13 protein-coding genes are annotated in these 13,752 nt (G+C 60.7%); 7 read left to right on the top strand and 6 right to left on the bottom strand.

Annotation, left to right across the window (positions count from 1 at the left end; genetic code table 11):
* Window positions 1-10 precede the first annotated feature (10 nt).
* From H4I99_RS00205 to H4I99_RS00195, 3 genes are all read right to left on the bottom strand, one after another.
* On the bottom strand, window positions 11-1,171 hold the full coding sequence (locus tag H4I99_RS00205) for an ABC transporter ATP-binding protein (RefSeq protein WP_163903522.1): 1,161 nt from the start codon (window positions 1,169-1,171) through the stop codon (window positions 11-13).
* Between the two features lie 83 nt (window positions 1,172-1,254).
* Complete coding sequence (locus H4I99_RS00200; protein WP_163903520.1) at window positions 1,255-2,352, bottom strand: polyamine ABC transporter substrate-binding protein; 1,098 nt, start codon at window positions 2,350-2,352, stop codon at window positions 1,255-1,257.
* A 127-nt stretch (window positions 2,353-2,479) separates the two neighbouring features.
* Window positions 2,480-3,901: a helix-turn-helix domain-containing protein gene (locus H4I99_RS00195; RefSeq protein WP_163903518.1), complete on the bottom strand. Its 1,422-nt coding sequence runs from the start codon at window positions 3,899-3,901 to the stop codon at window positions 2,480-2,482.
* A gap of 237 nt (window positions 3,902-4,138) precedes the next feature.
* Between H4I99_RS00195 and aceA the strand changes: the two genes are divergently transcribed.
* The 5 genes from aceA (at window position 4,139) to H4I99_RS00170 (ending at window position 7,964) form a co-directional block, all read left to right on the top strand.
* Window positions 4,139-5,428 carry an isocitrate lyase gene (gene aceA / locus H4I99_RS00190; protein ID WP_163903517.1) on the top strand — a complete coding sequence of 430 codons (1,290 nt, stop codon included), beginning with the start codon at window positions 4,139-4,141 and terminating at the stop codon, window positions 5,426-5,428.
* A gap of 106 nt (window positions 5,429-5,534) precedes the next feature.
* Window positions 5,535-5,780: an SMc00767 family acetate metabolism repressor gene (locus H4I99_RS00185; RefSeq protein ID WP_099056702.1), complete on the top strand. Its 246-nt coding sequence runs from the start codon at window positions 5,535-5,537 to the stop codon at window positions 5,778-5,780.
* A gap of 204 nt (window positions 5,781-5,984) precedes the next feature.
* Complete coding sequence (locus H4I99_RS00180; RefSeq protein WP_163903515.1) at window positions 5,985-7,046, top strand: hypothetical protein; 1,062 nt, start codon at window positions 5,985-5,987, stop codon at window positions 7,044-7,046.
* 15 nt (window positions 7,047-7,061) lie between these two features.
* A complete protein-coding gene (locus tag H4I99_RS00175; protein WP_163903513.1) occupies window positions 7,062-7,394 on the top strand; it encodes a Pepco domain-containing protein in 333 nt (110 codons plus the stop codon).
* Between the two features lie 84 nt (window positions 7,395-7,478).
* The gene (locus tag H4I99_RS00170) at window positions 7,479-7,964 is read left to right on the top strand and encodes a cupin domain-containing protein (RefSeq protein WP_163903511.1); all 486 of its coding nucleotides are present in this window, start codon (window positions 7,479-7,481) and stop codon (window positions 7,962-7,964) included.
* A 5-nt stretch (window positions 7,965-7,969) separates the two neighbouring features.
* Here the strand turns inward: H4I99_RS00170 and H4I99_RS00165 are convergent, their stop codons facing one another.
* The 3 genes from H4I99_RS00165 to H4I99_RS00155 form a co-directional block, all read right to left on the bottom strand.
* Window positions 7,970-8,842, bottom strand: a complete 873-nt coding sequence (locus H4I99_RS00165) for a LysR family transcriptional regulator (RefSeq protein WP_163903509.1) — start codon at window positions 8,840-8,842, stop codon at window positions 7,970-7,972.
* Between the two features lie 390 nt (window positions 8,843-9,232).
* Window positions 9,233-9,376 (bottom strand): hypothetical protein, encoded by a 144-nt coding sequence (locus tag H4I99_RS00160; RefSeq protein WP_163903507.1) that lies wholly within the window; start codon window positions 9,374-9,376, stop codon window positions 9,233-9,235.
* Window positions 9,377-9,614: 238 nt separating this feature from the next.
* Window positions 9,615-10,796, bottom strand: a complete 1,182-nt coding sequence (locus H4I99_RS00155; RefSeq protein WP_163903505.1) for a BaiN/RdsA family NAD(P)/FAD-dependent oxidoreductase — start codon at window positions 10,794-10,796, stop codon at window positions 9,615-9,617.
* Between the two features lie 128 nt (window positions 10,797-10,924).
* On the opposite strand from H4I99_RS00155, the gene H4I99_RS00150 reads away from it, so the two are divergent.
* On the top strand, window positions 10,925-12,361 hold the full coding sequence (locus H4I99_RS00150) for a glutamine synthetase family protein (RefSeq protein ID WP_163903503.1): 1,437 nt from the start codon (window positions 10,925-10,927) through the stop codon (window positions 12,359-12,361).
* A gap of 18 nt (window positions 12,362-12,379) precedes the next feature.
* Window positions 12,380-13,666 carry an NAD(P)/FAD-dependent oxidoreductase gene (locus H4I99_RS00145; protein WP_163903501.1) on the top strand — a complete coding sequence of 429 codons (1,287 nt, stop codon included), beginning with the start codon at window positions 12,380-12,382 and terminating at the stop codon, window positions 13,664-13,666.
* Window positions 13,667-13,752 lie beyond the last annotated feature (86 nt).

Here is a 13,752-nt window from a genome sequence, read left to right as displayed (position 1 = left end):
CGGCCCCTCCTCAACGCGTCAGTACGAGGCCCGCTTCCGCGGGCCAGGTCAGCCATACCTTGTCGTCGATGGTGATCGGGCGGTCCACCAGACGCGAAACATTTGCCTGCGCGGCGCGGAAGGTCGAGCCATCGGCGAGCTTGACGATGAAGACCGAGAAGTCGCCGAGATAGCCGATATCCCAGACTTCTCCCTGAAGCGCGTTGACCGTCGTATCGGAAGGCGCATCCGTCGAGATGCGGACCTTTTCCGGGCGAACCGCGAAGGCCACGGATGTACCGGGATCGGCCGCGCAGGACGCCTGATCCACCGTCACGCGGAAACCGCCTTCGCAGATAACCGTCGCCCTGTCGCCTTCCCCGCGCTTTTCGACGGCCTCGAGCTTGCCCTCGACGATATTGATGTCACCGATGAAGTCGGCGACGTAGCGGCTGTTCGGCGCCTCGTAGATTTCGGCCGGGGTCGCCACCTGAACGATGACGCCCTTGTCCATGACGGCGATGCGATCGGAAACCGTCATCGCCTCCTCCTGGTCGTGGGTCACGATCAGGAAGGTCAGGCCCAGCGTCTGCTGGATGTCCATCAGTTCGAACTGCGTTTCCTCGCGCAGCTTCTTGTCGAGCGCGCCGAGCGGCTCGTCGAGCAGCAGCACCTTCGGCCGCTTGGCGAGCGAACGGGCGAGCGCCACGCGCTGGCGCTGACCGCCGGAAAGCTGGCTCGGCTTGCGCTTGGCGAACTGTTCCAGCTTGACGAGCTTCAGCATTTCCTGAACGCGCGCCTCGATATCGCCCTTCGGCAGATTGTCCTGTTCCAGGCCAAAGGCAATGTTCTTCTCCACGCTCATATGCGGGAAGAGCGCATAGGATTGGAACATCATGTTGGTCGGGCGCTTGTAGGGCGGCGTACCGGAAATGTCCCTGCCTTGCAGGATGATGTGTCCTTCGGTCGGCTCCTCGAAGCCTGCGAGCATGCGCATCAGCGTGGTCTTGCCACAGCCGGACGGTCCAAGCAGCGAGAAGAACTCGCGCTCATAGATGTCGAGGGTCAGGTTGCTGACGGCGGTGAAATCGCCGAAGCGCTTCGTGACATTCTCGAACCGGATGAACGGCTTTGCCTGCGGGTCGTTCCAAGGAGAAAATTTGCGTTTGACCGGTCCAAGAGATTTCGCCATCGCGTGACCCAATGTTGAGAAAGTGAAATTAGGGCTGAAACAAAGCCGGGCGGAAATTCCGCCCGGTAAAGTGTCTTTTCTAATCAGCTGCCCGTCTTGATCTGCGTCCAGACCCGGTTCAGCACGCGCTGCTCCTTGGGCCCATAGGGCGAGATCGTGAATAGTTTCTTTGTGGTCTCTTCATCCGGATAGACCGACGGGTTCTTGAACACGGATTCATCGAGGAACTGCTGCGAAGCAAGGTTGCCGTTGGCATACTGGACGTAGTTCGATGCCTTGGCGATGACTTCCGGCTTCATCAGATAGTTGATGAACGCATGGGCTTCATCGACATTCTTGGCATCCGCAGGGATCGCCAGGTTGTCGAACCACATGTAAGTGCCTTCCTTCGGGATCACGTAATCGATCTTGACGCCGTTATTGGCTTCCTCTGCGCGGGCCTTGGCCTGCAGCACGTCGCCCGACCAGCCGATGGTGATGCAGATATCTCCATTGGCGAGATCGTCGATATAGGAGGAGGAATTAAAGGTCTTCACGAACGGCCGGACCTTCATGTAGACGTCGCCGCCGGCTTCGAGATCGGCCGTCTCCTTGCTGTCGGGGTTCTTGCCGATATAGTTCATCGCAATCGCGAAGGTCTCGTCGGAGGCGTCAAGAATATTGATGCCGCAGGACTTGAGCTTCTCGGCGTTTTCCGGTTTGAACAGCACGTCGAGGCTGTCGATCTTGACGTCACCCAGAGCGGCCTTCACCTTGTCAATATTGTAACCGATGCCAGTGGTGCCCCACATGTAGTTGACGGCGTACTCGTTGCCGGGGTCATACTTGGCCAGACGGTCCATGACCGCCGGCCACATGTTCGAGAGGTTCGGAAGCTTGGACTTGTCGAGCTTCTGGAAAACGCCGGCCTGGATCTGGCGGGCAAGGAACGGGCCGGTGGGAACCACCACGTCGTAGCCGGAGCCGCCAGCCAGGAGCTTGGTCTCAAGAATCTCGTTGGAATCGAAGACGTCGTAGACAACCTTGATGCCGGTTTCCTTGGTGAAATCCTCAAGGATGGATTCGTCGATATAATCCGACCAGTTGTAGACATGGACCACGCGATCCTCGGCCTTTGCCGCGCCGGCAAAAACAATAGCTGCCACGGCCACGGAAGCCCAGCGAATGAAATCGGCTTTCATCTTTTCTCCTGTTCCTGATTCAGGCGGGCAGAGCGCCCATCGCCATTCCCATTGTTTTTTTTGACAGACTAAGAAGGAATTGGTCGGGCGACAAGTTAAATTATGCGCGACGCAACATCTTCCGATGTCATTGAAAATCGAAGGCCGAAAGCCCCGTCACCATCTCATCCAGGCCAAGCGGGCGGGTGACCGGCGGTTCCGCCCGGGCAAGACAGCCCTGCCGTTCGCACAACCTGCAGGCAGTTCCGACGGCAACCGGGGGTGTCGATGCAATCGCCTGCCCGTAGACGATTTCCTCGCGGTGAGCGATATCGCAACCAACAAGCAGGGCCGTGCGCCTCACCCGCTCTGAAAATCCGGCCTGCGGCCCCTCAAGCGTGCGCGAAACCGTCAGGAACCCCGCACCATCCGGCATCTCTACCGCATCGACCAGAACCTGCCCCGGCTGTGCGAAGGCGGCATGGATATTGAGCTTGGGACAGCCGCCGCCGAACTTCGCCTGCGGATAGCCTTGCGCACCGGCCCGTCGAAACCGGTGACCTGCCGTATCCACTTCCAACATGAAGAACGGCACGCCCGATGCGCCCGGCCGCTGCAGCATGGTCAGCCGGTTCGCAACCTGCTCGTAGGAGACATTGAAGCGCGAGCGCAGGATATCGATGTCGTAACGAGCCCTCTGTGCCGCCGAGAGAAAGGCGCCGTAAGGCATGGTCACGGCATGGGCGGCGTAACGTGCCAGTTCGAAACGGCCGAGCCGCTTGGCTTCCCCGTTGGAAAAGGCCAGCGCCTCCAGTTCCGCGGCGATCTCATCGCCCAGCGCCAGCAGACTTGCCTCCATGGCCACCTCTCTCAACTGATCGAAAGGCGACAGACGCTCGGACAGGAAGAGCCGCATGGAGTGCCGGTCATAGCGCCGCCTGAGGTTCGGCATGGTGTGGATCGGCAGGGTCCTGACGACAATACCATGCTGGGTTCTGAGCCAGGCCTTCAGCGCCGCGCCGAGATCGTCTCCCGGCGACAGTCCGAGAGAGGCATGAAAGGCCTCTGCCGCGTCCTCGATGCGAGCATAGAAATTCGCCCGACGCTCCAGCTTCTCCCGCACCTCATCGACCGGAAGCCGGGTGCCCGAGATTGAGGTCTCATGCCCTTCCCGCGCCAGAAGCTCGGCAAGATCCGTGAGCCGCGCCGCCTGTTCGCGATAGGCGCGGTAAAGCTTGACGATGCCAGCGGCGGCATTGGGCGCGGCCTCCGCCACCTCGATCAGTTCCTGATCCCCCGGCACCTCGCCCGACAACAGCGGATCGGCGAAGACCTCGCGCAACTGGCCGGCAGTGCCACCCGCCTCACCCTGCAACTCGTCGAGATCGACCTTGTAGACAGCGGCAAGCTTCAGGAGCAACTGGACAGTGAGCGGCCGCTGGTTGCGCTCGATCAGATTGAGATAGGACGGCGAGATGTCGAGCGCCTCCGCCATCGCCGTCTGGGTCAGTCCCAGACCGTTGCGGATGCGGCGCACGCGCGGGCCGGCAAAAATCTTGTTTTCCGCCATTCTCCACCCCTTTTACAAAATCCAGACAACTTGTCGCCTTCTGAGGATTTACAGTTTTTACAAATTTACATCACCGAATTGTCAAACACAAGACAGCCTAACCTCTTTCATCTCTTTGTTTTATCGTTTTTTCTGGTGGTTTTGTGCAGCGCGCTGTAAATCTAGTCACATCAAAAGCGAACCAATCGGGACAAGAAAGCCGGGCGGCGCGCATACCATAGCACAAGGGAGTGACTTATGACTGATTTTTACAATCTCGTTCCTAGCGCATCAAAGGACCGTTTCGACGGCATCGAGCGTCCGTACAGCGCGGCAGACGTCAAGCGCCTGCGCGGTTCCGTAGAGATCAAGTATTCGCTCGCCGAAATGGGCGCGAACCGCCTCTGGAAGCTGATCAACGAAGAGCCTTTCATCAATGCTCTCGGCGCTCTCTCGGGCAACCAGGCCATGCAGATGGTCCGCGCCGGCCTGAAGGCCATCTACCTCTCCGGCTGGCAGGTCGCCGCCGACGCCAACACCGCGTCCGCCATGTATCCGGACCAGTCGCTCTATCCGGCGAACGCTGCTCCTGAACTGGCCAAGCGCATTAACAAGACGCTGCAGCGCGCCGACCAGATCGAGACATCGGAAGGCAAGGGGCTTTCGGTCGATACCTGGTTTGCCCCGATCGTTGCCGATGCGGAGGCGGGTTTCGGCGGTCCGCTCAACGCCTTCGAGATCATGAAGGCCTTCATCGAGGCGGGCGCTGCCGGCGTTCACTTCGAGGACCAGTTGGCATCGGAAAAGAAGTGCGGCCATCTCGGCGGCAAGGTTCTGATCCCGACCGCCGCGCATATCCGCAACCTGACAGCTGCCCGTCTGGCCGCCGACATCATGGGCGTTCCGACGTTGATCGTCGCCCGTACCGATGCGGAAGCCGCCAAGCTTCTCACCTCGGATATCGACGAGCGCGACCAGCCCTTCGTCGACTATGACGCGGGCCGCACGGCGGAAGGCTTCTATCAGGTCAAGAACGGCATCGAGCCCTGCATTGCCCGTGCAATCGCCTACGCGCCCTACTGCGACCTGATCTGGATGGAAACCGGCAAGCCGGACCTCGAACAGGCCCGCAAGTTCGCCGAAGCCGTGCACAAGGCGCATCCGGGCAAAAAGCTCGCCTATAACTGCTCGCCGTCGTTCAACTGGAAGAAGAACCTCGACGACGCGACGATCGCCAAATTCCAGCGGGAGTTGGGTGCGATGGGCTACAAGTTCCAGTTCATCACGCTCGCCGGCTTCCACCAGCTGAACTACGGCATGTTCGAGCTTGCCCGCGGCTACAAGGATCGCCAGATGGCTGCCTATTCGGAGCTGCAGGAAGCGGAATTCGCCGCAGAGGTCAACGGCTACACCGCGACCAAGCACCAGCGCGAAGTCGGCACCGGTTACTTCGATGCCGTCTCGCTCGCCATCACCGCCGGCCAGTCCTCGACCACGGCGATGAAGGAATCGACCGAGACCGAACAGTTCAAGCCGGCCGCCGAGTAAGCATCACGCCCCCGCTAACGGGCACATCGAGATTACCCCTCCCCAATCACCGGCGGGGAGGGAACACAGACAACTTCAAGAACCCCGAATAGAGAGGAGAAATACCATGACCCCGCAGACCCGAGTCAAGGAACGCGCCGAAGAACAGGCTTCCGCAATGACCGCCGACCAGCAGGCAATGATCCGCATGGTCGCCAACGACCTGCACCGTCTCAACCAGTCGGTCATGAAGGCCGTTGACGCGGGCGTCTCGGTCGAACTCGTCCGCTCCGCCCGCCATCACGGCGGCGAAGGAAACTGGGGCGATCTTCTGATCCCCGTCATCGTCACCCAGGGCAGGAACGCTGCCTGAGGTAAATCCATCCGGCACCCTGCCCGGATCGGTTCCCGCGCAATGATCGTCACGCTTCGGGGGGAGTTGTGTCGAGCGTTGCGCGGGTTTTGCCGTTGGCCCATGTGCCGCCGCAATACGAAATGGCGCGCAATGTAAAGACGCCAATCTGTCAAATGCCCTCATAGCGTGTTATTGTCTTTGCGCGTCTTGGGAGGGCTCGGAATGGTACTGGAAGTACAGGACATCGAGCAGATCGCAGAACAGCTACCTTATCCCGATGCGGGCAACCGGCAGATCGCAGAAATCATTCAACTCGCGGAAATGGCGAGGCCACGCGACAAACTGTTCGGAGCCGCCGTAAATCTTCAGTTGCTGACCGAAGGTCTCATTCCGGGCATCGAGCAAACGGGCTTGCCAGCAATCAGGCCAGCAATGTTGCCTGTCAGAACGTTCAACGTCAGTTACGGCTTTATCTCTCTCAGCGCGGGTTTGGCAGAAGAGATAGAAGGACCGGTTTCGGCGCACGGCAACTTTACCTTCGGAATATCGGTTCTTGCCACGGCTCCCGCCGGAGAACTATGGCAGGAACGACTCGACTTTTCCGTCGAATTCGCTGGCCGGCGATTTCCCGTGATCGTCACGCATACCGATTTCGAGCCCCAGGGCGTCCCGCCCCATCCCGGCCATCCAAGCAAGATCGGCAGCAGCGCGTGCTGGGTCAAGTCGAATGCCGGAACGCCTCCTTTTGATCGGGGCATTTTGACCGCCCGGCACGTCATCGATCAATTGTCGCTCCAGACCTTGATCGATCTCGATCCCTCCACGGACCACAACAGGCCGGGCAAGGGATATCTCGCAGATGGCGGCCATTGCATGGTCGACGCCGCCGTCATCGAGATCAATGCGGCGGATTGGCCAGCCGGCTTGAGCCCGCTCAAGCTACTCGGCCCGTTCCCCGATCCGAACCAGAAGCCCGCACCCGCACTTCTGATCGCGCCCGGTGACGCCATCACATTTGATGGACGGTTCACGGCCCCGGCCAACAGCTCGGTCCTGTCGCACCATCCGCTTCCCGGCTATTGGGGCTCGATGATGGGCCAGCGACTGGTGCTCGACGCAGGGGGAGTAAGCGGAGACAGCGGCGCGCTCGCCGTCCACAACCATACGGGCGCCGGGGCGGGCATCTACATGGGCACCATAAGCAATGGCCAGGGTGGCAGAAGCGGCCTCTGCCAGGATCTCTATCAGGCCGTCCAATATCTCGAAGTCGATCCTTACCTCTAACAACGGGAGAACGACATGACCAAGCTGACCATCATGGTGCCGATCGCTGCAGCAGCGATGCCGGAAAGAAAGCGCAAGGCGGACGAAGGCGGCGAAGAACAGAGCATGCTGGGAGGTGCAAGGCGCCTTTTCGGCGTCGAGCCCAGGGAGATGCAGCAACTGGACAAGAGGCTCGATGAGATCATCGGTGAGTTGCAGAAAGTCATCGGCAGGATAGAGAAATCACCGGTCGGGCAAATGGAACTGAGGAGCGTCGAGGTCGGCCTGGCCATCAGTGCCGAAGGCAGTATCGGCATAGCCACCGCCGGCGTGGAAACGAACATCACGCTCTCCTTCGAACGCGCTTAAACGGCAGGGTACCGATTGTCCGGCATGTTTCGAACGGCCCTCGCCACGGGCTTTTGCCGAAGGCACCGACAAAGGAGGATTGCGATGGTTCCATGCGATCATCCCGGAAAGCTTGCCGATGGCGAGGATCGTTTCGGCACGCCGATGCATTTCCTCAACGGCCGCTTCGACATCAAGGTCTCCGCCGCCGATACCGGCGGAGCGCTTTGCATCATCGACACCCTGCGCGACCGGGCGGGCGGCCCACCGCTCCATTATCATGAACATCAGGACGAGTGGTTTCTGGTCCGTGAGGGCAGTTTCCTGTTCCTGATCGGCGACAGGTTCCATCGCGCCGGGCCGGGAGATTCCATCTTCGGTCCGCGTGGCGAGCCGCATGCCTTTCGCTGCCTGACGGCACCGGCCCGCCTCTTGCTCGTGTTCCAGCCGGCATTGCGGATAGAAGAATTCTTCGCCGGCGGCACAAGGCTCGAGCAGGCGGAGACTGCGGCTTTCGATGCCCTGAGCCTTGCCCATGGGATCGTCAATATCGGCCCGCCCCTCCGCGGCGACGAACCCGTCGAGGGATAGCGCCGTCATCCCTCGCGGCTCGGCCTCCTGCCCGCGAAAAGATCGGCATGCGCCCGCATCAGCCGCGTCATACGATCGACGACAGTACGGATTTCCGGTCGATGGCGGTCGTCATTGTTCATCACGATCCATTGGCGATGACGCAGCGCCTCGATCTCGCCACCGACACGTTCAAGCCTCGCCTCCAGATCGCCGACGATGCAAGGCAGCACGGCGACACCTGCGCCGGAGATGGCAAGATCCCGCAACGCGGGCGGCCGATTGACCGTAACGACGATGCTTTCCGGCCGGTTTTCATGCGGCCAGCGCAGATAGGACGAGATGGCGTTTTCCGTGTCGACCGCCAGCCAGCGAGTTGCGGCTTCGACACTATTTCGCGCCTTGTAGGCGGCATAGGCGACCTCGCCGAGCAGCACCTTCGCCAGGTTCTGCTCCTCCGGTTCGAAGGCCCGGATGCCGATGTCCGCTTCCCGATGGGCAAGGCTTGCGCGCTGTTCGGCGATGAAGAGATCGATGCGGAAATCGTCGCGCGCGGTGCAGATCGCGGAAAAGTTCTGGCTGACAAGTCGGGCAACCCATGTGCCCGCCGCAATCCGCACCAGCGCGCGCGCCGCCGCGCCCTGCCTCCAGGTCTCGACCCTGCGGATCGCGGCTTCCATCTCAGCAAGATGGGTTAGAAGCTCGTGGCCGTCATCGGTCAAGCGATAGCCCGTCTGACTGCGCAAGAAGAGTTCGCGACCAAGCTGGCGCTCCAACTCGACCATGCGCCGGCCGATGGTCGCGGGACTCAGGCCGCTCGCGGTGGAAGCCCCCGTCAGCCCTCCCCGACGGGCGACCTCGATGAAAAGCTGATAGGCGTCCCAGGCGATGTTTTTCATGAGTGAAAGACATCGCATGATTTACGACGTTTATCCATCTCAAATGACTGTATAGATCGGAAGACGGATTTTGGACCGAAAAGGAGATCCGTCATGCATAGCACTCTGGCAACGCTCATCGCACTGACCGGTCCGCAGCGACCACCTGCAAGAACAGTCGAAGCCGAACAAAGCTTTTACGAAACCCACACGGGACCATTCGGCGGCCACTTGTCGAGGCGGTTCCGGGTAATCGGTTGGCGTTTCAGGCAGCTGATGGCGCGAACGAAGCTATCGAAGCGCTCAGCGGAAAAGAGCCGTTCGTCTTGAGGAAACATCCGCGGGTCGCGGCGTCCGTGCGACAGGCGCTCGCGGGCCGCGAGCGGACATCCTGCCGAAAATGTCGATGCTTCAGCCGGCGAGGCCGATAGCGAGGGCAGCGATGGCCGCGGCCGCACCAAAGCAGAGAATTGCGAGGTTGCGAAGACGCGCCATTTCGGCGTCACGCGTTCTGGCAATGGCGATGGCACGGGGCTTACGATCTTGTCTGTTCATCGGCTCTATCCTGGAGATTGCCGTTCAGGGAAAATCAATGCCGTTTCTGCGCGGCAATCCGGTCCGACCTCATGTCCCATTCCGCGACGCCACTTGCACCGCTGAATTCCGGCTCAGGTCGAGAATGAGCTAGCCACGTTAACAAGAACTAAATTACGGCATTAAGCTTGCGCAGAACACCATGATTGCGGAAATTTTGTTGCTCCGCACGCGAGATGCCACCCTTGTGACAATTCCGTCACATATTTTCGCCCGCGGCACGGCCCGAAGCCCAGGCCCACTGGAAATTATAGCCACCCAACCAGCCGGTGACATCCACGCATTCACCGATGAAGTAGAGGCCGGGCACGGATTTCGCCATCATCGTCCGCGAGTCGACGCCAGCGGTATCGACACCACCGAGCGTCACTTCGGCGGTTCGATAGCCTTCCGAGCCGGCTGGCTTGATCGGCCACCGCTTGAGGAATGAACCGACGGCGTCCAGAACCTTGTCGGAAAGGTCGGCAAGCGGCCGTTCGACGCCTTGTCGTTCGGTCACATATTGCGCAAGCCTTTTCGGCAGATGCTGCGCCAGCACCGTCTGCACTGCCTGTCTTCCGTTCTCCTTCTTCGCAGCCTTCAGCAGGGCGGAGAAATCGAGATCCGGCTCCAGCGACAACGTGATTTCATCGCCCTCCCGCCAGTAGCTGGAAATCTGCAGGATGGCAGGACCGGAAAGCCCCCGATGGGTGAAGAGCAGCGCCTCGCGAAACGCCGTCTTGCCGTGGCGCGCCTCGGCCTCCACCGCAATTCCGGAAAGCGGCGAAAGCTCTGCCAGCAGATTGGGCTCCAGCGTCAGCGGCACGAGACCGGGCCGGGTCTCGGTCATCGCCAGACCGAACTCCTCGGCGATGCGGTAGGCGAACCCGGTCGCGCCCATTTTCGGGATCGACTTGCCACCGGTCGCCATCACCACCGCCCGGGCCTCGACAACGCCGTCATTGGTGGCGATGCGGAAATTGTCCGCGCCCTTCTCGACGGCACCGATTTCTGTTCCGAGCCGCAGTTCGACGCCGCCGGCGCGCATCTCGTCCAGCAGCATGCGGATGATGTCCTTGGCGCTGTCATCGCAGAAAAGCTGCCCCAGCGTCTTCTCATGCCAGGCAATCCCGTGCTTCTCGACCATGGCGATGAAATCGGAGGGTGTGAAGCGGGCGAGCGCCGATTTGGCGAAATGCGGATTGGCGGAGAGGAAGTTCTTCGGCCCGGCATGGATGTTGGTGAAATTGCACCGGCCGCCCCCGGAAATGCGGATCTTTTCGCCCGGCGCCTTTGCATGATCGAGCACCACGACCGAGCGGTCGCGCTGCCCCGCCGTCAGCGCACACATCATGCCGGCAGCACCGGCGCCTATCACAGCAACATCAAATATACGCGCCAATTTCCGGCTCCTGCGGCAAAGAATATCTGTCTTTTCGATCGCTTCCCCAAAGTCAATGCGCTTTCCCCCCTCGCCAATTCAAGAAGTCCGCGTATGATGACCTCATCAACAACCCCAACCGGTGAGACATGCCTCCGAAGAAAAATATGCTCAGACCCCAAGGCGCAGCGTCCAAAAAGGTGAGCATACCTCCGGATCCCGGGTCTAAGCGTGGGGTAAAAACGTGGAAGGAAGCCACCGCATGGCTTCGCGCCCGCGGCATCGAGGACATCGAGTGCATCACGCCCGACCTCGCCGGCGTTCCGCGCGGCAAGATGATGCCGTCGTCGAAGTTCACGTCGAACACCTCGCTCGCCCTGCCGTCGGCGCTCTACCGCCACACGATCTCCGGCGAATACCCGGAAGAGACCGGCAATTTCCGCTACGAGCCGCGCGACAGCGACCTGAAGCTGGTGCCCGATCTTTCGACGCTCTCGGTCGTTCCGTGGGAAACAGACCCGACGGCGCAGGTGATCTGCGACATCGTCAATTCGGATGGCGAAAACGTTTCCTACACGCCGCGCAACGTCTTGAAAAACGTCCTCAAGCTTTATGAGGACAAGGGCTGGCGGCCCGTGGTCGCGCCGGAAATCGAGTTCTATCTCGTCGCCATGAACGACGATCCGGACTATCCGCTGCATCCGCCGAAGGGCCGCTCGGGCCGCTCCATTCTTGGCGGTCAGGGCTATTCCATCGCCGGCATCAACGAGTTCGACGAACTGATCGATGACATCTACCACTTCTCGGAAAAGCAGGGTCTCGAGATCGACACCCTGATCCATGAGGAGGGACCGGCCCAGCTCGAAATCAACCTGCGCCACGGCAATCCGATCGAACTCGCCGACCAGGTCTTCCTGTTCAAGCGCACGATCCGCGAGGCGGCACTGAAGCACGGCATCTACGCCACCTTCATGGCCAAGCCGATGCAGGGCCAGCCGGGTTCGGCCATGCATATCCACCAGTCGGTGGTCGATATGGAGACGGGCAAGAACATCTTCTCCAATTCCGATGGCTCCGCTTCGAAGGAATTCTTCCACTTCATCGGCGGCATGCAGCTCTTCGTGCCGAAGACGCTGGTGATGATGGCGCCTTACGTGAATTCCTACCGCCGCCTGACGCCCGACATGTCGGCGCCGGTGAACAATGCCTGGGGCTATGACAACCGCACCACGGCTTTCCGTGTGCCGGTGTCAGATTCGGCTGCGCGCCGCGTGGAAAACCGCCTGCCGAGTTCGGATGCCAATCCGTATCTCGCGCTCGCGGCCTCGCTTGCCTGCGGCTATCTCGGCATTGTCAAGGAAATCGAGCCCACGGCAGCGGCCGAAGGCACCGCCAACGAGGGCTCGGTGGAGCTTCCGCGCGGCCTGCTTGAGGCGGTGTCGCTGCTCGAATCCGATCCCGCTCTCGCCGAAGTGATGAGCGAGGAATTCATCGGTCTTTATGCCGGCGTGAAAAGGGGGGAATTCGAAACCTTCATGCAGGTGATCAGTCCGTGGGAACGCGAATTCCTGCTCTTGAACGTCTGAGAGCGAGGGAGTTCTCCCATGTCATGGCAAAGTCCGATAGCACCGGGTATCTCCTGGTATCAGGAAACCGTGGCCGAGCGGCCGGAATATCCGGCCCTCGACGGTTCCAGACAAACCTCCGTCGCCATCATCGGCGGCGGTTTCACCGGCCTGCAGGCGGCCTATCATCTGGCGAAATCCGGCGTTTCGGTCACTTTGATCGAGGGTTGCCGCATCGGTGACGGCGCATCCGGCCGCAATGGCGGCCAGCTCGGCACCGGACAGCGCTCCTATCCCGACGAGCTTGAGGAAGAACTCGGCTTCGAACGCTCCAAGGCGCTGTTCGACCTTGCCGAGAACGCCAAGAAATACCTGTTCGACTTCGCGGACGAGCACGGCATCGACATGGACTACCTGCCGGGTCAGCTCAACGTTTCCCACAAGGCGAGTTACGAGCGCGAATACCGGCAATCCGTCGAGGCGATCGTCACCCGCTATGGCTACCCGCACATGTCCTTCATGGACGGCAGGGAAACGGCGGAACGGGCCGGCTCAAAACGCTTCTTCTGCGGAACGCGAGACATCGGCACCGGTCATATCCATCCGCTGAAACTCCTGATTGGGCTTGCCAAGGCGGCGAAGGATGCCGGCGCCGGGATCTTCGAAATGACCCCGGCGAAGTCGATCCGGCAATCCGCCGGAAAGACGCTGATCGAAACGCCAACCGGAACGATCACCGCCGACAAGGCTCTGATCGCCACCAACGCCTATATCGCCAACCTCGAGCCGGTCACCGCCGCGCACGTCATGCCGATCCATTCCTTCATCGGCGCGACCGTACCGCTCGACAGGTTTCCGGAGGTCATTCCGGGCTCGGAAGCGCTCGCGGATTCCCGTTTCGTGGTGCGCTACTGGCGCAAGACCCGCGACGGACGGCTGCTATTCGGCGGGCGCGAGGCCTATACGGCAGACGCCCCGCGCGACATTTCCTCCCACATCAGGCGCCAGATCGCGGAGATCTATCCGCAACTGGTTGACATCGAGATCACGCATGCCTGGGGCGGCTGCGTCGGCATTACCATGCCGCGCAAGCCCTTCGTCCGCGAAGTGATGCCAGGCGTCATGTCCATCGGCGGCTATTCCGGCCACGGCGTCATGCTGTCAAATTACTGTGGCAAGCTTTATGCAGATTCGATCACAGGAAAGACCGGCGAACTCGACCTTCTGAAAGACCTGAAAGTCCCACCCTTCCCCGGTGGCGCGAAGTTCCGCAGCCCGCTGCTGTTCCTCGCCCTCACCTGGTTTGCACTGCGGGATAAATTCTGATTTTTTTGCAGGCGCGTGCTTTTCAGGCTCGGGACCACTGGCTTTTTTAAATCGATTAGATTAGAAACGAAACCGACAGTGCCGAG

The organism is Paenirhizobium daejeonense, assembly GCF_014280875.1.
In the GTDB taxonomy this organism is placed as follows: Bacteria; Pseudomonadota; Alphaproteobacteria; order Rhizobiales; family Rhizobiaceae; genus Allorhizobium; species Allorhizobium daejeonense.
This window is presented reverse-complemented; position numbering and strand designations above follow the sequence as displayed.

Coding starts and splice junctions, on each gene's coding strand:
- H4I99_RS00200 (WP_163903520.1), bottom strand. CDS start 2,352: ATGAAAGCCGATTTCATTCGCTGGGCTTCCGTGGCCGTGGCAGCTATT.
- H4I99_RS00205 (WP_163903522.1), bottom strand. CDS start 1,171: ATGGCGAAATCTCTTGGACCGGTCAAACGCAAATTTTCTCCTTGGAAC.
- H4I99_RS00185 (WP_099056702.1), top strand. CDS start 5,535: ATGACCCCGCAGACCCGAGTCAAGGAACGCGCCGAAGAACAGGCTTCC.
- H4I99_RS00170 (WP_163903511.1), top strand. CDS start 7,479: ATGGTTCCATGCGATCATCCCGGAAAGCTTGCCGATGGCGAGGATCGT.
- H4I99_RS00180 (WP_163903515.1), top strand. CDS start 5,985: ATGGTACTGGAAGTACAGGACATCGAGCAGATCGCAGAACAGCTACCT.
- H4I99_RS00160 (WP_163903507.1), bottom strand. CDS start 9,376: ATGAACAGACAAGATCGTAAGCCCCGTGCCATCGCCATTGCCAGAACG.
- H4I99_RS00195 (WP_163903518.1), bottom strand. CDS start 3,901: ATGGCGGAAAACAAGATTTTTGCCGGCCCGCGCGTGCGCCGCATCCGC.
- H4I99_RS00175 (WP_163903513.1), top strand. CDS start 7,062: ATGACCAAGCTGACCATCATGGTGCCGATCGCTGCAGCAGCGATGCCG.
- H4I99_RS00145 (WP_163903501.1), top strand. CDS start 12,380: ATGTCATGGCAAAGTCCGATAGCACCGGGTATCTCCTGGTATCAGGAA.
- H4I99_RS00165 (WP_163903509.1), bottom strand. CDS start 8,842: ATGAAAAACATCGCCTGGGACGCCTATCAGCTTTTCATCGAGGTCGCC.
- aceA (WP_163903517.1), top strand. CDS start 4,139: ATGACTGATTTTTACAATCTCGTTCCTAGCGCATCAAAGGACCGTTTC.
- H4I99_RS00150 (WP_163903503.1), top strand. CDS start 10,925: ATGCCTCCGAAGAAAAATATGCTCAGACCCCAAGGCGCAGCGTCCAAA.